Genomic DNA, 19,594 nt, shown 5'->3' on the forward strand with positions numbered 1-19,594 from the left:
TTCACTTGCAGCTTGAGGCTTGTAGCTAATAGCTCGAGCGATTAGCGAGTCGACACCGGGCGTTTCACCCAGACTGGCGACAGGTTGCTGCCGTTACCGGTGACGTACAGCACCGCGGCCTCACCGCGCTCCAGGGCGACCGGTTTCACATCGCCGACTTTCTTGTCTCCTTCGTACAGCGCGAGGCTGACTTTCACCGGGTTGATTTCACGTTCGCCACGGCCCTTGGCGGCCACGTTCGGCACCACGTCGGTCTTGCCGTCGGCTGTCTTCAGGGTCAGCGGCTTGTCGCTGAGGTTCTGTACGCGGACCAGGGATTTCTGCTTGTTCTTGAACGGCGGTTCTTCGATCAGTTGCGGTGCGCCGGAAGCGTTGTTGACCAGGGTGTAGTAGTGGTCACCGGCGAGTTTCACCGGCAAGGTCTGGCTGCCGACCTTGGCGCTGTAGTCACCGCCCGGCATGAAGCTGAAGTCGCTGCTGGCCAGCGGCGCAACGTCGCTCAGATTGGTGCTACCGACGGTGGCGCTGACTTCGGCGTTGCTGGCGTTGTAGACCCGCACGAAGGTCGAGCCTTTCGGTGCGGTCGGGCCGTACAGCGCGGCGTCGCCACCGGCAAAGGCCTGGACCGACAGCACGCTGAGTCCAGCGACCAGAGCAATGCGTTTGGCGAGACGACGAGGAGTTGTAGTGAAAGTCATGGTGTACCTCTCTTTCAGTTTTGCGCCCGATCGGGCGTCTCGGAGTTAGTGTTGCTTGCTACGTTTTGTTGGCGCGCGCCGGCTTGTTTAAGCTCTGCGACCCACTGCGGGTCGGCGTCGCCGATTTCGTTGTTCACAGGCAGATATCGTTCAGGAAACTCCCAGATCAGCACCTGTGGCGGGCTGTTCTTGAAGTCATCGCTTTTCAGGTAGCTGAGCATCGGCAGGATCGGGCCGTGGCCGTCCTCGGCGTAATTCACGACGTCGCTGTGCAGCGCTTGCTTGAGCGCACCGACGAAGTTCCAGTTGGGGTTGGCGCTGTAGCTGGTGCCGATCAGCGCGACCGGCACTTCGCTGTTGGCGAACAGCGCGTCATCACCGGCAGGCTGCTCGGCGGCGGCCACGGTGTTGCGCTTTTGCAGCGGCTCTTTGGCCGGCATCAGGTTTTCGAACAGCGGATCCAGCGGCAGGAACAGACGCAGGTCGCCCTTGTGCGTGACTTTCTCCGCCGGAGTGGTGACGAAACGCTGCGGCTCGCCGCTGAGCGGGAACTTGTCGGCGATGGTTTTCGCCAGGGTGTTGGCGGCGATTTCCGCGCCTTCAGGGGTCCAGTGGGTGTCGGTGCGCAGGAACACTTGCTGACCGTTCTGCTTGGCCTTTTGCAGCGGGCCGAGCAGGTCGGGGGCGAGGATCTTGTCGGCCGCGACACGGGCGTGGAAGTCCTGATAGAGGTTGGCGTGGATGCTCGCCGGTTTCACTTCACCCAGGTGTTCCGGGTACAGGCGAACCTTGGCTGGCACGATCGCCATCACCAGTTTCACGCCTTTCTCTTTCAGGGTCTGGCGCACGCCTTCGACCAGCGCGTAGTTGCCTTGCAGATTCAGCTCTTCGTTGACGATCGGGTTGAATTCCTCATCGCTGTACAACCACTGATCACGACCGAGCACCACGCCCGGACGACCTTCGTTGAACAGTTTGAAATCCAGCGCGGCCCAGAGGTTGGTGCCCAGACGCTTGATCGGGAACTCATCGTCGTAATGGGTTTCCACGGCTTTGGTCCAGCGACCGTTGAGCACCGTCGCGTCGGCGTTGGTGCTGAAGCCGAAGAAGCTGCGCACCGACCACAGACCGAGCACCAGCAGGGTCACCAGAAACAGCGCGATGTAGAAGATGCGTAATGAGCGGGTCATGGCAGATCCCTCAGAACTGGAAGTAAAGGAACGGCGAGAAGCTTTGCGCCGAGAGTTTGAGAATCGAGGCGATGAACAGCAGCAGGATCAGCCCGCGCATCACGTAGCGCGACCAGTCCGCCGTCCAGTACGCCGGTTGCACCTGGGCGTCGACGCCGACGGTGTAGCCAGGTTCGTGGATGCTCGCCGGGTTTTCGCCGGGGGCAGCCTTGATCAGACCCGGTTGAGCACCGGCAGGGCCGTCGCTTTCGACGTTGACCACAGGTTTGGTCTTCACCGGAGGCTGATGGGTGTACAGATCACGCAGACCGAAGAACGCCAGGGTCACGTAAGCCACCACCAGCGTCGCCACTTGCAGACCGGTGAGGCTGGCCTGGTTGAGTTCCGACAGCGACCAGTCGCCGAAGCTGAACATCGCGCCGTACATGCGCCCGGCGACGTGCAGGTTCTCGGCGCGGAAGATCACCCAGCCCATGACCACCAGCAGGAAGGTCAGCGCCCAGCGGATCGGGTTGAGGCTGCGCGGCGAGGTGTTGAGGCCGAGCATTTTCTCGATCGCCAGCCACATGCCGTGCCACGCACCCCAGACGATGTATGTGATATTCGCGCCGTGCCACAGACCACCGAGCAGCATGGTCAGGAACAGGTTGCGATAGGTCATCAGCGTGCCTTTGCGGTTGCCGCCGAGGGTGATGTAGAGGTAGTCGCGCAGCCAGGTCGACAGGCTGATGTGCCAGCGGCGCCAGAACTCGGTGATCGACTGGCTGATGTACGGCTGCTTGAAGTTTTCCATGAAACGGAAACCCATCATCAGGCCCAGGCCGATGGCCATGTCGCTGTAGCCGGAGAAGTCGAAATACAGCTGCGCGGTGTAAGCCAGCGCGCCGAGCCAGGCATCGCCCGTGGTCGGGTTTTGCAGGGCGAAGCAATGGTCGGCGACCACGGCGAGGGTGTCGGCGATGAACACCTTCTTGATGAAACCCTGCATGAACCGCGTACAGCCCTCGGAGAACTTGTCGAGGGTGTGGGTGCGGTTGTTGAACTGGTCGGCCAGGTCACGGAAGCGCAGCACGGGACCGGCGATCAGGTGCGGGAAGATCGCCACGAACGCCGCGAAGTCGATCAGGTTGCGGGTGGCCGGGGTGTCGCCGCGGTAGACGTCGATGATGTAGCTGATCGACTCGAAGACGTAGAACGAGATGCCGATCGGCAGCAGTACGTGGGTCAGGATGAATGGCTCAAGACCGACCGACGTCATCATCGCGTTGATGCTGTCGACGCCGAAGTTGGCGTACTTGAAGTAGCCGAGGATGCACAGGTCCACCGCCACGCCGAGCAACAGCCAGCGCTGGGCCGGTCTGGTGCGCACGCCGGCGGCGCCGACTTTCAGGCCGATCCAGTAGTTCCACAGGGTGACGCCGGCGAACAGCGCCAGGAAGTCCACCCGCCACCACGCATAAAACACGTAGCTGGCGATCAGCAGCAGCAGGTTGCGATAGCGTTGCCCGCTCAGGTAGTACAAGCCGAGAAAGATCGGCAAGAACAAAAACAGGAACACGTTGGATGAAAATACCATCCCGATCTCTCCATGTTTGAACCAACAGTCAAGGGCCAAAGCCCCCCAAACCCCCGTGGTGTTGGAGGGGTGAAACGGTGTTTCTTCGAAGGTTGTGGGTGGCCTTGCGACCGCAACCCTCACCCCCCGCCCTCTCCCGGAGGGAGAGGGAGCCTGATCTCTGGTGCTGCCAATATCGAGATCGACTCGATGTATCAGGTCGGCGGATTTCTCATAAGCACCTCGGTCAGTCCCCTCTCCCTCCGGGAGAGGGCTAGGGTGAGGGGCTTTTGCCTTTCGCTTTTCACGATCCCTTGTTGCCCTTTTCATGGGACGGGTCATAAACCTTGGTCAGGTCGCCACCGAGCCGAAACGTCTTGAACGGCTGCATCCCGTGTTTCTTCTCCAGCACATCCGGCGAACAGGTGTAGAGCGTGCAGAACGGCTCAAGCCAGGCGAATTTCATGTCCTCTTTCAGATCGGTCATGTCCTGTTCCTTGCCGTTCTTCTTCTCGAAGTCCTCGGGATCTTTCACCCCGGCCAGCACCCGGTCACCCAGACGCTTCAATGCGCCGTTGTTTTCCTGACGCAAATCGACGCCGTTGACCTGGGCAAAACTGGCAATCATCGCCAGCGGCGGCAGGGCGTAGTTGTGGTAGGCGAGGGCGCGTTGCTGGCGCTTGAGTTCGTTCGGCAGGTAGCCGTCGGCGTCGATCTGATTGACGCCGACCTTGTATTCCTTGACCGCCCAATCGAACAGGTCGCGGCGGTTGGTGGCGATGGACGTCGCCATCACCGACCACGCTGCCCAGTACGAGTGGTTGTTGGTTTTTTCCAGCGGCAGGTTGTCCCAGTCGCTGACCACCTGATCGGCCATCTTGCTGAACCAGGCTTCGATCAACTGCGCTTCCTGCTGGTGCTGGGCCAGCGGATGGGAGTCGGAGAACTTCAAGCGAATGTACGAAGAGGCCATGCTGCCCAGCGCCCATTTGCGCATCGACTTGCCGGTGTGGTTGAAGTCCTTGGACATCAATGCGTCGGACTTGGCCCACGCGGTCAGCCAGTTCAGCGTGCAATCCAACTGCTCCGGGCGACCGTCGCGCATGAACTGCATCACCCGTTTGGCGGTGCCGCGTTCCAGCGTGGTGATGTCTTTGGTGGTGTCGCGAAAGGCTTTTTCCGACTGCACGTTCAGCGTGGCGCGGGCCTTGTCCGAGCCTTCGTATTTGCTGCGAAATTGCAGCGGGCCGGTGTAGGGCGCCGGCATCGCATCGCAGCCTTCGCTCTTGTCGCCGGTCTTGAATTTATCCACGGCAGCGAAGTAGCCCTGGGGCGGACGCAGTGGCGCGGCGGCCTGAGTGGCCCCGGCGAACATCGCCAGGGTCAGCAGGGACGGCGCAAGCAGGTGTTTGATCGTTCGGTTTCGCATGGCAGACCTCATTGCCCGAGCTGAGCGGTTTGTTGCCCAGCGCCCGGGAATACGTTGCGTTTGCAGATTTTCGCTTCGACTTTCTGTGGCGCGGTGCCCGCATCCGGGCCCTGGACTTCGACTGCCAGCAGGTTCTGCGAGGCCCAGTCTTCGTCCGTGCGCAACTCAAAGGCGAAACGACCGTCGGTGTCGGAGGTTTCCGGTTTCTCGATCTTGATGTCCTCGTGGCGACCGTTCATGTACCAGAGGGTGGCTTGCAGTTTCTTCACCGAGGGGTCGGCGAAGCGGATGTCGACCTGATGGCCGCTGTTCTGCAGGTTCAGGTTCTTGCTGTTGACCAGCAGTTCCTGTTTGCCGCCGGGCTTGAGCGTGGTGCTGGCGGACATTTGCGTGTCTTTGCCTTCGCAGCCGTTGTCGAGCAGGGACATCATCTGGCGATAGATGGTTTCCTGGTCGAGGCGATACAGCGGCGAGAATTCCCAGATGAGGATTTTCGGCGGCGTCTTCTGGAATTCGTCGCTGCCCAGGTATTGCAGCATCGAACCTTCCAGACCGCCGCCGGGGAAGGCGACGTTGAGGATGTCGGCGCCGATGGCTTCTTCGAGGAAGCCGGCGAAGTTGTAGTTCTTGCCGCTGTGGGACGTACCCACAAGGGTGATCTGCGGGTTGCCGGAATCGCCGAACAGATCGCCGTCACCGGCTTCGCCTTTCGGCTCGGTGGTGAACTGGTCCATGTACTGGATCGCGTAACTGGTGCCGCACAGCTGCCCGGCCATGTTGTGCAGGGTGCCGGTCTTGCCCATGCGCCCGGAGCGTTTGGTTTCGAATTCACGCTTGGGAATGTCGGCGAAGGCCGGGATCTGCTTGACCTTCTCGGCGACGATTTTCGCCGTGCGCTGCGCACCGTACGGCGTCCAGTGCTGGTCGCCACGGAAGTAGAAATCGTGGGCGGGCAGGGTGTCTGGCAGCGATTCGTTGGTCAGCGGCGACAGGTCCGGCACCACGTAACCCATCTGTGCGAAACGGCCGAGCATGGTCTTGTAGTTGCCCAGCGCCTTCTCGTAATCGAACGCGGCTTTTTCCGCCGGGTTGAGCTTGTTGCGGTTCACCAGGCCACGGGTCGGCTGGTAGACGATCACCAGTTCGACGCCCTTGGCCTTGAACGCATCGTGCAGCTGTTGCAGGCGCTTGTAGCCGGCCGGGGTGGTGTTGAACTCGGTGCGCAGGTCCTCCTGGGTCCGGAACAGCCAGTCGCCCTGGGCTTGCACCAGCGTGGTGAAGTTCTGCTGATAACGCGTGGTGTAGTTCTTCGCGTCATGAGCGGCCGGACACAGACTGCAGCAGGGTTCGGCGGTGAATTTCGGTGGCTGGACCTCATCCGCGCGGGCGCCATTGCTGGCCGCCAGAATGCCCACGGTCAGGGCCGACAGGCTGAGTAATTTGATCAGGTGTGGGTGCATAAAATTATCCTCAGTCCCGCATTTCGGTCTGGCGTTCGACGGGGTCGATCAGCACGGCTTTCTGCTGGCGCACCAGCAGGTCGAGAATTTCATCCTGTCGGTCACCCAGCACGCCGTTGAAGCTGATGCCGCTGGATTTGGTCGGCGCCAGCATCGACACGCGGTACAGCTCGACGCTCAGCGGCGAGTCGATGGCCATCGGGCCGCTGCCGTTGGCCGCCAGTTCGCCGCCGACCACGATCAACGAAACCTGAGCATCGAACGGGTCGAGCTTGATGTCGCGGTCGGTGTCGGTCAGGTCCTTGATGTGGCCGTAGACGCCGGTCAGGCCGTTGGCCATGGCGATGTTTTCGTAGAGGCGGATGTTCACGCTGTTACGAATGCGGATGCCGTGGCGCTTGTTGCTGATGACCTTGTTGCCCCACAGCAGGTTGTCGGCGGACTCGTAAAGCGTGATGCCGTCGGTGTGGTTCTTGTAGATCTCGTTGTAGGCAACGATGTTGTTCACGCTGTTACGGTCGATCACCAGGCCCGAGAGGTGGTTGTCGAAACTTTTGTTGTTGAAGATGAAGCTGTCGTTCACCTCTCGAGAAATGATGATCCCGTGCTTCTTCTTCGTACCGTGGACGGTGTTCTCGGCAATGATCAGGCCGTGGGAACGGTCGTGGGGGTCGATGCCGTAGACGATGTTGTCCTTGTAGGTGTTGCCCTTGACCACGAAGTCGCGGGTCTCGTAGCAGTAGAAGCCGTACCACATGTCCGAGAACTCGGAACCGACGATCCAGCCGGTCGGCTCGGGACGCTTGAGCACCTTGGCCATGTTCGGCGTGTACTGGGAAATACTCACGCCGTAGGACTTACTGTTGGCGTAGCCGAAGCTGGCCATCTTGCTGTTGACGATGTAGGTCTCGGTGCCGCCCCAGGCCAGCAGGAACGGGCGGAATTCTTTCGGCGAACGGAAGGTCGCCGGGCCGTTGTCCTTCTCGCGCCAGCCGGTGACTTTGGTGTCACGCACGAACAACTGGCCGTCGTTGACCAGGAACGAACCGGCCTCCTGGGACAGGCGCAATTCCTGGGTCTGGCCGTCGATTTCGAGGATGCCTTTGCGGCCCACGACGATCGGCAACTTGGCCAGGTACACGCCCGGCGAGGTTTCGCTGAAGTACTGCTTGGGCAGTTTCTGCGCCAGCTCTTTCAGGTTCATGTAGCCGTCGTCGACGAAGATCGCCTGCGGGATGCCGTGCTGACGCACCACCCATTCGGCCATCTTGTTGTCGCCGCCGATGAAGTCCTTCAGGGCGTCTTCCTGCATCATCCGGCGCACGCTGATCTTGCCCGGTTTGCTGCGCACGATCTTCGCGGCAGCGGCCTCGGCGGTGAAGCCGGAGAGGTCGGGCAGTTTCGGCTTGGCCAGCTCCAGCGCTTCAGTTGGCGCGCTGCTGACGGTGTAGGTCTTGGCCTGTTGCAGCTCCTTGGCGATGGTGACCGGCTTGCCTGGCTGAGGGGCCGCCGGTTCGACCGTGGCGAAGGCGCCAGTCGAGGCCAGCAGCATCGCGCCGGCCAACAGGCTGAGCGAGCCTTTCCTTGGGTTGTTCATGTCGGGCACTCCCTTCGCGGTTTGCATCAGAAGCGCCAGATCACGTCGATAAACGCGCGGTGCATGTACGAATCGACCTGGCTGCCATAGGCGTCACCCGGCTTGAACACGCCGCCACGGAAACGCACCAGCGCCGAAGGCTCGTCGATTGACTGGCTCAACGCCGCCGGCAGCAGGCCTTGCTTGAAGTACTTGGTGACCACCAGATCCATTTCCTGGCCCAGATCCTTGTTGCCGTCCTGCAGTGGCAGCGAGGTGCTGGAGAGGATTGCGCCGGTCACGTCGTCGGTGTTGTTTTCCACAGCGTTGATGCCGTTGCTGCCCACCGGTTTGTTGCCGTCCACGCGCCAGAACTTGTGGTAGATCAGGCTGGCGTCGTACTGGTCATTGAGCATCCAGGAACCGAACAGCGTGGCGGTCTGCATGTTGTTCATTTCGCCCCGGAACGCCTCGCCGAAACGGTGAACCCGCGAGCGAGTACCGGTGTAGTTCGAGCGGTTGCTCTCAAGACCGTTCTGTTGGTAATCGGCGCTGGCGCGGGCATAGGCCGCACCGACTTGCCACTGCGGATCGAGGCGCAGGCGCACGCCGATGTCGGTGGCCCAGCCGTTGATGTCTTCGCTGCGCTTGGCTTGTGCCGGGCGGGTTCCGTCGGCGTTCAGCGGGTTGACCGTATCGCGGTCGCCGCTCATGCCGGTGATGCTGCCCCAGTAGTTAACGGTGTTGGTGTTGCGCCAGTTGTAGGCGTCGCTGTCGGCGGTCAGGCCGAGCCAGCTGATGTCTCCGTTCTGGGTTTTGTCGAGGGTGTCGCGGGGCACGCCCGGCTCGGCGTAATCGAGTTTGCCGTTATCGTGGGTGTGATGGCCGCGAATGCCGACCCAGTTGCCCGGTGTCCACTGATACGCCGCATCGGCGTAGGCGTGCAGGCGATCCTTGTCTTTCGGCGCCAGCTCTTTCAGGTCGGTGCGGTATTCGCTGAAGCGTTCGGCGACACCGGCGTTGGCGCGCAGCAGGGTGGTGTCGAAGGTCCAGTTCAGCGCTTCGATGTTGGTGTCGCGCCACTGGCCGTCGTCGTTGCGCAGGCGCTGGCGACCGAACTTGAGGATCTCGCCGGGGTAGGGCGTCAGGCCGCTGTAGCCGACCCAGAACTCGCGCATCGCCAGGTAGTTTTTCTTGGTCTTGCGATCACCGCTGTCGGTGGTTTCGGCACCGTCGGACTGTTGCAGGGTGTCGGTCTCGATGATGTCGGTCGAGGTCACGGCCTGGCCCATGGCGTAGGCGCTCCAGGCGCCGCTTTCGCCGTAGATCCACGGGCGCAGATCCAGGCCGACGCCGTTGACGTCGCCGCCGGGCGCGGTGCCGAGATCGCGGTCGTCTTCGGACTGGCCGGTGATTTTTACTTCGAGGCCGAAGTTCTTGGTTTCAGTGATCGCGGCCAGTGTCGGGCAAGACCAGATCAGCGCGAACGTAAGGCCAATGCCGGCCTTCACGAATGGATTCAACTTCATAATTTTTCCTCGCCGTCTTCTTCTTGCAGGGCGTGCAGTTGCAGCGTGTTCTGATTCAGGGCGCCACGGCTGGCCTGTTCCTGTTGCAACAGGCGCTGGGCTTCGGCCAGGCGCTCGGGGGGCAATTGCGCCGCGAGGGTGGTCGCCAGTTCATCGGCTTGCGGCGTGTTCTGGGCCTTGGCCAATTGGCTGAATACGTAAGCGTTGAGCGGGTCGGGCTGAGTGCCCTTGCCTTGGGAGAACAGCTGGGCGATGGCGAAGTCGGCGCTGTTCTGGCCGTTGCGCGCAGCGGTCAGCAGATGGTCGAGGGCCTTCTGTGGGTAGACCTTGCCCAGGTAGCCACGGCGATAGATCTGGCCGAGGTAGTAGTCGGCGGCGACTTCGCGGCCAACGGCTTTCTGGAAATGTTCCTCGGCGACTTTCGCGTCGGCCGGCACCAGTTTGCCTTCGTAGTAGAGCTTGCCCAGTAACAGTTCGGCGCGGGGCTGGTCGGCGGCGCGGCCGTTGTCCAGGTACTTCATCATCTGGTCGACATCGCCCAGTTCCGGGAAGTCGTAGAGCAGTTGCGCCAGCGTCACCCAGGATGCCGGGTAGCCCGGTGCGATCGGTTCGAGCAACGATTGCGCGGTTTTTTCGTCGGTCTTGCCGAGGGTCGAATCGGCGAGCACACGGGCAACGGAGTCCACGCGCTGGGCCGTGACGCTGCCACGGCTGTAACCGGCCTGAAGTTGCTTGATCAGCTCGGCTTGCTGGTCCGGCTGGGCACGTTTCTGATAGACCGTGGCCAGTTCGACGTAGCAGATGTCGGTGGTGTGCAGCGCGGCCTTGCAGATCTTTTCCACGTCATCCAGATGCTGGTCGTAAGTGCCCTGGGTGCGATACAGCAGCACCTGCGCCAGGCCTGCTTCCGAGTAACCGGATTTGCGCCACTGGTCGATCTGCTGCTGGGCGTTGATGTTCGGGAAACTGTGCGGGTATTGCAGGTAGAGCATCGCCAGCGGGATCAGCGTGTTGCCTTCGCCGTTGGCAGCGGCTTTCTTCAGCAGGGTTTCGGCTTCGTGATGCTCGGTTTCGGTGGAGCCGGGCTTGGCCACCAGCAAGCGACCGAGTCGGGCCTGGGCACGCGGCGACACATCGGCGGCTGCGCGATAGGTCGCCTCCGCCTGTTTGATCTGCGCAGGGTCGCGGCTGTCGACCTGGATGTCGGCGAGGCCCACCTGAGCTTCGCTGTAACCCAGATCGGCCAGCGCACGGTAGTTCTGCGCGGCGGTCGCGGTGTCGCCGCGCTTCAGCGCTTCGTTGGCCAGACGCTGGTCGGGCAGGCCGGCGCAACCGGCCAAAGCGATTGCCATGGCCAGGGTCAGCGGGACCGGCAGGATTCTGATAGGGCTCGTCACGGGCATGTCCTCGACTTAAAGACCGGCAGCCATGGCTTTGTCGATCAGCCAGTTCAGGTTCGGGCCACGGTCGCTGTTCACTTCCACCGGACGGCCGGCGAAGGTGCTGTCCAGCGGCTCGTCCGGCTGGATCTGCACGCGGATGTCGGAGGACAGATCGGCGCTTTTCAGGCTGGTGCTGCTGATGATCTTGCCGGTACGGGTCTTGTCTTCGCCGGCGATCTGGAAGCTCACCGGAGTACCCGGACGCACGTCGCCGAACTGGCGATAGGAGAAACGTGCATCGACGGTGGCCTGGGTGTTGCGCGGTACGAGGGTGAAGATCACGTCGCCCTTGCTCGCGTATTGACCGTCAGCCACCAGTTGCTGGGCCACGGTGCAGTCGCACGGCGAGGTCAGGGTGCCGGTCATTTGCTTGCCGAACAGTTCTTCAACCTTGGCCGGTTGCAGTTGATCTTCGTCCAGATGACCCTTGAGCACGTCGAGCATGCTGGTGCTGAACGTCGCCAGCGGTGCGCCCTTGGCGGCGACGCCGTCGGACTTCACCAGGCTCTGCACGGTGCCGTCGCGGGGCATGGTGATGTTCATCCCCGGCACGCTGACCAGACCGGCCTGTGCATGGCTGACGAAGTACATGCTGTACACCGACTTGAAAACGAAACCCGCCGCCACAAGACCGATCGCGAAGATACCGGCGCTGAAGGTCACGGCTTTCAGACGCCCGAACGGGGTCATGCCGTGGCCGCTGTCCTTGGTTTTGCGTGCCTTGGTGAAGTTGTCGCGCTGCAGGGTCGCCAGCACTTCGCCGATGCTGACGATGTCGCCGGCCAGGTGCGAAGTGATCAGGTGGCGCAGGGTGGAAATGTCCTGCGGTTCGAGGTTCTGGAACTGGCAACCGGCGCGGCCGGTCTGGCGGTCGTAGGAGCGCACTTGCAGTTCAACGTCCATGGCGATGCCGAGGTTGTCGATGACGAATTGCAGGCGCGCCTTGTACACCTGGCCGATGGTCAGCGGCAGTTGCCCGGCGTTGAACGCCAGACCACCGGCGGACAGGTCGATGACCCGCGCTTCGACGGGTGTGCGGTCAGGGCCGAAGAACCGCAGCTTGGCCGGGATTTTCACCCGGGCGTGCTGGCGCTGGGCTTCGGATTCATGCACTACGTTGACGTTGACGGCGGTATTCATGGGGGCGATTTCCTTGTTAATTCAAGAGGGGCAGGTCAGACCATCATCAGCAGCACGGCGACGAAAATGCTGCCGGCGGAGAAGGTCATGGTCCGAGACGACCAGGTGTTGAACCAACGTTGAAAGCTGGCGAGATCACGGGTCAGGGAAGTGGGCTGGCGAGTCCAGGATTGCTGGTCGAGGCGGAAGAACACGTAGATCTTCACCAGCGCACCGACGATCTGGTTGTAATAGAGAATCACCGGGTAGGCCGGGCCGATGCGGTGGCCGGAGCACGACAGCAGCAGGGTCAGGATCAGGCGGGTGATGCCGATCCACAGCAGGTACGCGAGAATGAACGCGCCGCCGTATTTGAAGCTGGCGATGATCGCCACGGTCAGGCCGAGCAGCGAGGTCCACATCGATACACGCTGGTCGAACAGCACCACCGAGGTGAAGGCGCCGAGGCGTTTCACACCCAGGCCCAGGGCTCGCGAGTTCTGCCGCAGGTTGTTGCCGTACCAGCGGAACATCAGTTTGCGGCTGGCCTTGATGAAGCTCTTTTCCGGCGGGTGCTCAACGGTGTTGATCGCCGCGTCCGGCACGTAGAAGGTGTCGTAGCCCAGGCGCATCAGGCTGAACCAGCTCGACTTGTCGTCGCCGGTCAGGAACTTGAAGCGGCCCAGACGCCAGTGTTGCAGCGAGTCGCTTTCGACGTCGGCAATGAATTCAGGGTCGGTCACCACGGTGGCGCGGAACACCGACATGCGCCCGGTCATGGTCAGCACGCGCTTGGACAGGGCCATCGAGCACATGTTGATGTGGCGCTGGGCGAAACGCAGCTTGTGCCACTCGCTCATGATGTAGCCGCCGCGTACTTCGCAGAATTCGTTGGTGGTCAGGCCGCCGACGTTGCCGAACAGCTGGAACCACGGCACGGTCTTGCGCACGGTGCCTTCGCCGAGCACGGTGTCGCCGTCGATCACGGCGACCACGGCGCGGTCGTCGGGCAGGTGACGGGAGATCGCGCGGAAGCCGTAAGCCAGGCCATCGCGCTTGCCGGTGCCGGGAATGCGCACGAAGTCGAGCTTGACTCGGTCCGGCGGATTCATCCGCGCCCACAGCGCCTTGACCAGCAGTTCATCGGACATTTCGACGATGGAGCAGACCACGGTGGTCGGCAATTCGCAGTCGATGGCTTCGCGGATCACCGAGCTGTAGACCTGCGCGGTGGTCAACGCGTCGATGCGGAAACTGGTGACCATCAGAAACACATGGGACGGGTCCGCCGCCTTGCCCAGCTTGCGAACCTTGCGGCGCAGGTGCGGGTAGACGATGTAGAGAAAAATCATGCCGCGCACAAAGTGCGTGGCACCCATCGAGTAGCGCCAGATACCCACGGCGCCAATCAGGAAAATGAAGTCCTTCGACTCGGAGTCGAACGTGGACTCGGGCAGCATCAGGGCCAGGCCCATCAGCAGGCTCAGAAAAAAAGCCAGCCGGCGGATTGCAGAAAAAAATGTTTGAGCTTGGACATGACCGTCATCCGAAGGTAATGGGAGCTTTAAGCGACAAGCTTCAAGCTTCGAGCTGCAAGTGAAACGCTTTGGCTTGCAGCTCGAGGCTTGCCGCTTGGGGCTGCTTTACCAGCAGATCCCTTCGGTGCGCGTGCCGGCATCGGTGGTTTTGGCCATGAAGCCGACCAGGTCGATGACCTGTTTGCCGTGCGGTGCCTGTTGAGCCAGGGAACGGAACTTCTCGTCGCGGTTGCCGAGGATGATCACGTCGGAGTTGTCGATCACCGAGTCGAAGTCCGCATTGAGCAGGGACGACACGTGAGGGATCTTCGACTCGATGTAATCCTTGTTCGCGCCGTGGACACGGGCGTACTGGACGTTGCTGTCGTAGATGCTCAGGTCGTAACCCTTGCCGATCAGCATCTCGGCCAGTTCCACCAGCGGGCTTTCGCGCAGGTCGTCGGTGCCGGCCTTGAAGCTCAGGCCGAGCAGGGCGACCTTGCGTTTGTCGTGGCTTTCAACGATGTCGAAGGCGTTCTGCACTTGCGATTCGTTGCTGCGCATCAGCGAGTTGAGCAGCGGTGCTTCGACGTCCAGCGAACCGGCGCGGTAGGTCAGGGCACGCACGTCTTTCGGCAGGCACGAGCCGCCGAAGGCAAAGCCCGGACGCATGTAGTACTGGGACAGGTTGAGGGTCTTGTCCTGGCAGACCACGTCCATCACTTCACGGCCATCGACGCCCACCGCTTTGGCGATGTTGCCGATCTCGTTGGCGAAGGTCACTTTGGTCGCGTGCCAGACGTTGCAGGTGTACTTGATCATCTCGGCGACGGCGATGTCCTTGCGGATGATCGGCGCGTCGAGTTCTTCGTACAGCGATTGCAGAACGTCGCCCGAAGCCTTGTCGAATTCGCCGATGACGGTCATCGGTGGCAAGTCGTAATCGGCGATCGCGGTGGATTCACGCAGGAACTCAGGGTTGACCGCTACGCCGAAATCGACGCCGGCCTTCTTGCCGGAGCAGTCTTCAAGAATCGGGATCACGACGTTGGCCACGGTGCCCGGCAGCACGGTGCTGCGCACGACGATGGTGTGGCGGGTGGATTTTTCACGCAGGACAAAACCGATCTCGCGGCACACCGCCTCGATGTAGTTCAGTTCCAGGTCGCCGTTCTTTTTGCTCGGCGTGCCGACGCAGATCATCGACAGGTCGGTGTCGCGAATCGCCTCGGCGAAGTTGGTCGTACCGCGCAGACGACCGGTCTCGATCCCTTGCGCCAGCAACTCGCCCAGGCCCGGTTCGACAATGGGGGATTTGCCAGCGTTGATCATGTCGATCTTGTCTTTGGCAACATCGACGCCAACCACGTCATGGCCCCGAGCAGACAGGCAACCGGCACATACTGCACCGACGTAACCCAAACCAAATATGCTGATGCGCATCGCAATTACCTCTGTATATATCAGGCCGTTAGAGGGCCGGAGTTAATGGTGTTCAGCGGTCTTAGTGCACTCGAAAGTGTGACTTGCAGGCGTCACAATGCCGTGTGCAGGCATACTAAGTTTCGAGTGTCTAAATAAGTGCACTCAAGATGTGCGCAACCAGGCCTTATTGTTGTGACATGCCCTGTTATGCAGCGGATCCTCCGGAAAGAGGACTCTTGTGCAATCTCGTATTGCGCGCCCGATGTCAGGCGCAGGCCTGTAGAACGGGCGGTTGGGTGCTCAGGCGAGCACGTTTATAAGGGCGCGGCCTTGGCCTTGTAGGGGATATTGATGGTGCGTATCTCCTGTCCTTCGCTAGTTGTTCAGAGTTGTTATCCATTCAGGCAAGTTGCTGTGACAACTTGGTTACATGGTTTTTATCTCTGCGTAAGTTATCTCGTACATAGTCGGCGAGAATCGTTACCGGTGGTATGAGCTATGCATTTGGACATAGTTCCTGTCCACTCATCGCGAAATCTGAAATTTTTTGAAATATTGAGAAAGATGGCACTGCTCTCATATTGATAGCACTTTCCATTTCGCCCTTTATTAATAGGCAGATAATCGCGTTAGATGGTTTTGTGCCACTACCCGGAAAAAATTTGGGTGCCACTACTGAAAAAAATGACAACTGTCGAGTGAAAGAAAAGATAGAAATGAGGGTGATGTTTTTATGGCGCCAAGAAGTCGGCGAAAAGAGGGGAGGTTTTTTTGACGTCGTGCGAGGTGCACGACTCTTTATATAAAGAGTCGTGCAATGGGCATGCTTTATTCGGGTGCGTGATCGCGCAGAAACACCAGATTGTCCGGTTTTGATTGCTCGGCGCTGTAGCGATAGCCCTGCACATCGAACTGTTTGAGGGCCGCCTGATCGTTGATGCGTTCTTGGATTACGAAGCGGCTCATCAGGCCTCGAGCCTTTTTCGCGTAGAAACTGATGATCTTGTACTGGCCGTTCTTCAGGTCCTTGAACTCGGTGTTGATGATCCGCGCGTTCAGGGCTGTGCGCTTGACCGCCGAGAAGTACTCGTTGGACGCCAGGTTCAGCAACACGTCATCGCCCTGATCGACCAGCGCTTCGTTCAGCCATTCGCTGATGCGCGTGCCCCAGAACGCGTACAAGTCCTTGCCCCGGGCATTGGCCAGTTTGGTGCCCATTTCCAGCCGATACGGCTGCATCAGGTCGAGCGGGCGCAGCAGGCCGTAAAGACCGGAGAGCATGCGCAGGTGCTGTTGCGCGTAATCGAAATCGGCTTCGCTGAAGCTCTGGGCGTCGAGGCCGGTGTAGACGTCCCCCTTGAAGGCCAGCAGTGCCTGCTTGGCGTTGGCCGGGGTGAACGCCGGAGTCCAGCTGCCGAAGCGTGCAGCATTGAGGCCGCCGATCTTGTCGGAGACATGCATCAGTTCGCTGATTTGTGCCGGGCTCAGTTCGCGCAGCTGTTGGATCAGTTCCTGGGAATGGTCGAGGTATTGCGGCTGGGTGAAGCGCTGGGTCGCCGGCGGTGTTTCGTAATCGAGGGTCTTGGCGGGGGAAATCACCATCAGCATGAAGTCGTCTCCTTTAATCGTGGGGGCGATTCTAGGGGGTTGGGGCGGATGACTCCAGCTATCAGGTCCATAGGTGATCGGCGGTTCACCAGCCGGATCAGCTATAGTGCCGCGCGGGTTTTGTTATGGAGACACCCCTTTGCGCATTGTTCTTTTATTCACCGTGTGGCTGTTGAGCTTCGGGGCCGTTGCGGCGCCGGGCGATATTGCCACGCTCGATCGCAGCACCTGGCCGGAGAAACTCGACAACCCGACCCTGTTCGACGTCGCCTCCCGGGCGGAAGTCCTGATGTTCGCCCGGGGCCTGCTGGGCAGCGAAGCACTGGATGAGGCCGCGCTGGCCCAGCGTCTGGGGCTGCGCACGGTCAATCTGGACGCGATCAACAGCCTGCGCGAGCGTCTGTGGCAGCGGTTGCTGACCAGCTACAACTACGCCCAGCAGAGCTGTGATCAGGACGCTTCGTTCTGCTTCCTCGTCGAAGACCTGCCGACCCTGCGCGAGCAGGCTGCCAAGTTCGTGGTCAGCGATGAAAGTTATTACACGAAGTGGGCCGAGCCGAGCCGGATCTTCCATCAGCAGTATTTGGATGAACTGCTGCGCAAGGCGGCGCTGTCGCCGCAGACCACCAGCGAAGTCGATCATTTCGGTGACTACGAGCGCAACGGCGACGACATGCATGACCGCTTGTTCCTGCTGAGTTTCGACAGCGCCGCCAACCTGCAGCCGGACAACACCGACTGGATCGCCGACTACCTGCGCAAATCCAGTCTGAGCGGCACCTTCTTTTTGCTGGGCAAGGATGTGCAGGCACGGTTGGCGGATCGCTCGGTGAACAACCTGCAATCGGAATTCTCGAAACTCTGCGTGGGCGTGCAGGGCTGGGAATTCCGCTCCCACAGCCACTGGCAGGACTGGCAGGACTCGGTGCGCCGCAGCAGCGATCTGGTGAAGAGCAAACTGCCGGAAAACTACGTTCCGCTGTTCCGACCGCCAGATGGCCAGCGTCGCAGCGATGCGGGCGGTTTCTTGCGCAATCAGGGCCTGCAAGTGGCGCTGTGGGACATTGATGCCCAGGACGGCGCCGGCAAACTCAAGGGCAATCCGAGCGCACAGCGGGTGCTGACCCTGATGCTGTTGTGGCGCCACGGAGTGATCAATTTCAACATGAAGCAGGATGCGGTGAAGACTGCGTTGCCGTGGCTGATCGCGCAAACCTCGCAAAGCGGCATCGGCTGGGAAGACTGTCAGGACGCGTTTCGCTGACAAACGGCAAGAGCCCGGAAACATTGGGCTTGGGGTGAATTTTTTGCAGGATTCGATGCGAGCGGACTTCCGACTCTAACGGGGGCGCGGCGGTCCGCCAAGGGCTTTTCGTCACTTTGCAAAATAAACTTCAAAAAAAGCGTCAAAGTGCTTTTTTCTGTCACGGGTTTTGGAGTATTACGAAGTCAGACCGCCGAAACCTGCAACACAGGTGGCGTCTTCCAAGACCCATTTTGTGTGCAATTCACCTGCTATTCCGAACAAAAGCTTCGCAGGTGGATTCGGCAGTCACTTCGAGGCGCAGCACCGCCCAGGTATTGCGTCGAATGGCTCCCACAAAGGTGACCGAGTATGGATGATCACGGACGTAGCCCTTCCTCCAACCAGCCAATCCTTTATGTACTCGATACCAACGTACTGATTCACGATCCAAATGCCCTGCTGAATTTCGAAGAACACCACGTCGCGATCCCGATGACCGTGCTTGAAGAGCTGGACAAGCTCAAGAGCGGGCATCACAGCGTGGCCGCCGAATGCCGTCAGGCCATCCGGCTGATCGACAAGACGTTGGGCGATGCCTCGCCCGAAGACGTCGAGCAAGGGGTGCCGATCCAGCGCGGCAAGAGTGGACCGAAGGGCTTGCTGTCAATTCTGATGAGCAAACAGGCAGAGTCGAACCTGATTCTGCCCGAGCACCTGAACGACAACAAAATCATCAACCAGTTGATCGACCTGCACACCCGCGATCCGAAGAAACCGGTGGTGCTAGTCACCAAAGACATCAACATGCGTCTCAAGGCGCGGGCCTGCGGGATCGACGCCGAGGACTACAGCACCGACCAGCTGGTCGATGACGTGTCCCTGCTGCCCAACGGCTATCACAACATGACCGGCTCCTTCTGGGACCGCGTGAGCAAGGTCGAAACCCGTCAGGACCATGGCCGCACCTGGCATCAGGTGCAACTGATCGACAACCTGCCGGCCGTGCACATCAACGAGTTCATCATCGATGAGCAGGGTTTTGTCGGCTGGATCAAGGAGATTGAAGAGGACCGTCTGCTGATCCTCGATCTGCACCAGGAACCGCTGCTGCATCAGGAAGCCTGGGGCCTCAAGCCGCGTGACATCTATCAGAGTCTGGCGCTGTACGCCTTGCTCGACCCGGACATCCACCTGGTCAACCTGTCCGGCGCCGCCGGTTCCGGCAAGACCATCCTGGCGCTGGCCGCTGCAATCGAGCAGACCATGGTCAGCAAGCGTTATCGCCGCATCATCGCCACCCGCAGCGTGCAGGGCCTGGACCAGGAAATCGGCTTCCTGCCCGGCACCGAAGCGGAAAAAATGGAGCCCTGGCTGGGCGCCATCACCGATAACCTCGAAGCCTTGCACATGGATGACGAAAACACCCATGGCAGCGTCGACTACATCCTCAGCAAAGTGCCGTTGCAGTTCAAATCGCTCAACTACATTCGCGGTCGCAGCTTCCAGCAGAGCCTGATCCTGATCGACGAATGCCAGAACCTCACGCCGCACCAGATGAAAACCATCATCACCCGGGCCGGCGCCGGTTCCAAAGTGGTGTGCCTGGGCAACCTGGCACAGATCGACACCCTTACCTGTCCGCGACCAGTTCCGGGCTGACCTACCTGACTGAACGCTTCAAAGACTTCCCCAACGGAGTGCACATCACCCTGCAAGGGGTGCCTCGCTCGATTCTGGCCGAATACGCCGAATCCCACCTCTAAAAGCAGCTAGGAGCCACAAGCGACGAGCGGCAAGTTA

The 19,594-nt window shown here is 60.6% G+C and carries 12 protein-coding genes and 2 pseudogenes; 2 read left to right on the forward strand and 12 right to left on the reverse strand.

Annotated features, from left to right (window positions below; genetic code table 11):
- Nucleotides 1-41 precede the first annotated feature (41 nt).
- The 12 genes and pseudogenes from R1A29_RS04330 to yaaA all read right to left on the reverse strand — a co-directional run bounded on the left by R1A29_RS04330 (nt 42) and on the right by yaaA (nt 16,548).
- On the reverse strand, nt 42-698 hold the full coding sequence (locus tag R1A29_RS04330) for an alginate O-acetyltransferase AlgF (protein WP_085711707.1): 657 nt from the start codon (nt 696-698) through the stop codon (nt 42-44).
- A 14-nt stretch (nt 699-712) separates the two neighbouring features.
- Nucleotides 713-1,888 carry an alginate O-acetyltransferase gene (locus R1A29_RS04335; protein WP_438300752.1) on the reverse strand — a complete coding sequence of 392 codons (1,176 nt, stop codon included), beginning with the start codon at nt 1,886-1,888 and terminating at the stop codon, nt 713-715.
- Between the two features lie 10 nt (nt 1,889-1,898).
- Nucleotides 1,899-3,464: an MBOAT family O-acyltransferase gene (locus tag R1A29_RS04340; protein ID WP_438300753.1), complete on the reverse strand. Its 1,566-nt coding sequence runs from the start codon at nt 3,462-3,464 to the stop codon at nt 1,899-1,901.
- A gap of 283 nt (nt 3,465-3,747) precedes the next feature.
- Entirely contained in the window at nt 3,748-4,872 is a 1,125-nt protein-coding gene (locus tag R1A29_RS04345; protein WP_438300755.1) for a mannuronate-specific alginate lyase, read from the reverse strand.
- An 8-nt stretch (nt 4,873-4,880) separates the two neighbouring features.
- A complete protein-coding gene (locus tag R1A29_RS04350) occupies nt 4,881-6,332 on the reverse strand; it encodes an alginate O-acetyltransferase (RefSeq protein ID WP_438300756.1) in 1,452 nt (483 codons plus the stop codon).
- 10 nt (nt 6,333-6,342) lie between these two features.
- A complete protein-coding gene (gene algG, locus R1A29_RS04355) occupies nt 6,343-7,929 on the reverse strand; it encodes a mannuronan 5-epimerase AlgG (RefSeq protein ID WP_085711702.1) in 1,587 nt (528 codons plus the stop codon).
- Between the two features lie 26 nt (nt 7,930-7,955).
- The gene (locus R1A29_RS04360; RefSeq protein WP_134825559.1) at nt 7,956-9,437 is read right to left on the reverse strand and encodes an alginate export family protein; all 1,482 of its coding nucleotides are present in this window, start codon (nt 9,435-9,437) and stop codon (nt 7,956-7,958) included.
- Nucleotides 9,434-10,840: an alginate biosynthesis TPR repeat lipoprotein AlgK gene (algK, locus tag R1A29_RS04365; protein WP_438300757.1), complete on the reverse strand. Its 1,407-nt coding sequence runs from the start codon at nt 10,838-10,840 to the stop codon at nt 9,434-9,436. Before algK ends, R1A29_RS04360 begins: the two co-directional genes overlap by 4 nt.
- 9 nt (nt 10,841-10,849) lie before the next feature.
- Nucleotides 10,850-12,019 carry a PilZ domain-containing protein gene (locus R1A29_RS04370; RefSeq protein ID WP_438300758.1) on the reverse strand — a complete coding sequence of 390 codons (1,170 nt, stop codon included), beginning with the start codon at nt 12,017-12,019 and terminating at the stop codon, nt 10,850-10,852.
- A gap of 35 nt (nt 12,020-12,054) precedes the next feature.
- Nucleotides 12,055-13,535, reverse strand: a pseudogene (alg8, locus tag R1A29_RS04375) (mannuronan synthase).
- A gap of 106 nt (nt 13,536-13,641) precedes the next feature.
- On the reverse strand, nt 13,642-14,958 hold the full coding sequence (locus R1A29_RS04380) for a nucleotide sugar dehydrogenase (protein WP_438300759.1): 1,317 nt from the start codon (nt 14,956-14,958) through the stop codon (nt 13,642-13,644).
- An 810-nt stretch (nt 14,959-15,768) separates the two neighbouring features.
- The gene (gene yaaA, locus R1A29_RS04385; protein WP_438300760.1) at nt 15,769-16,548 is read right to left on the reverse strand and encodes a peroxide stress protein YaaA; all 780 of its coding nucleotides are present in this window, start codon (nt 16,546-16,548) and stop codon (nt 15,769-15,771) included.
- A 139-nt stretch (nt 16,549-16,687) separates the two neighbouring features.
- Here yaaA and R1A29_RS04390 point away from each other — a divergent pair, with 139 nt between their 5' ends.
- Together R1A29_RS04390 and R1A29_RS04395 are read left to right on the forward strand one after the other, a co-directional pair.
- Nucleotides 16,688-17,812, forward strand: a complete 1,125-nt coding sequence (locus R1A29_RS04390) for a polysaccharide deacetylase family protein (protein ID WP_438300761.1) — start codon at nt 16,688-16,690, stop codon at nt 17,810-17,812.
- A 351-nt stretch (nt 17,813-18,163) separates the two neighbouring features.
- A pseudogene (locus tag R1A29_RS04395) lies at nt 18,164-19,557 on the forward strand (PhoH family protein).
- Nucleotides 19,558-19,594 lie beyond the last annotated feature (37 nt).

Source organism: Pseudomonas sp. NMS19W (assembly GCF_051554255.1).
GTDB classification, from domain to species: Bacteria; Pseudomonadota; Gammaproteobacteria; order Pseudomonadales; family Pseudomonadaceae; genus Aquipseudomonas; species Aquipseudomonas kribbensis.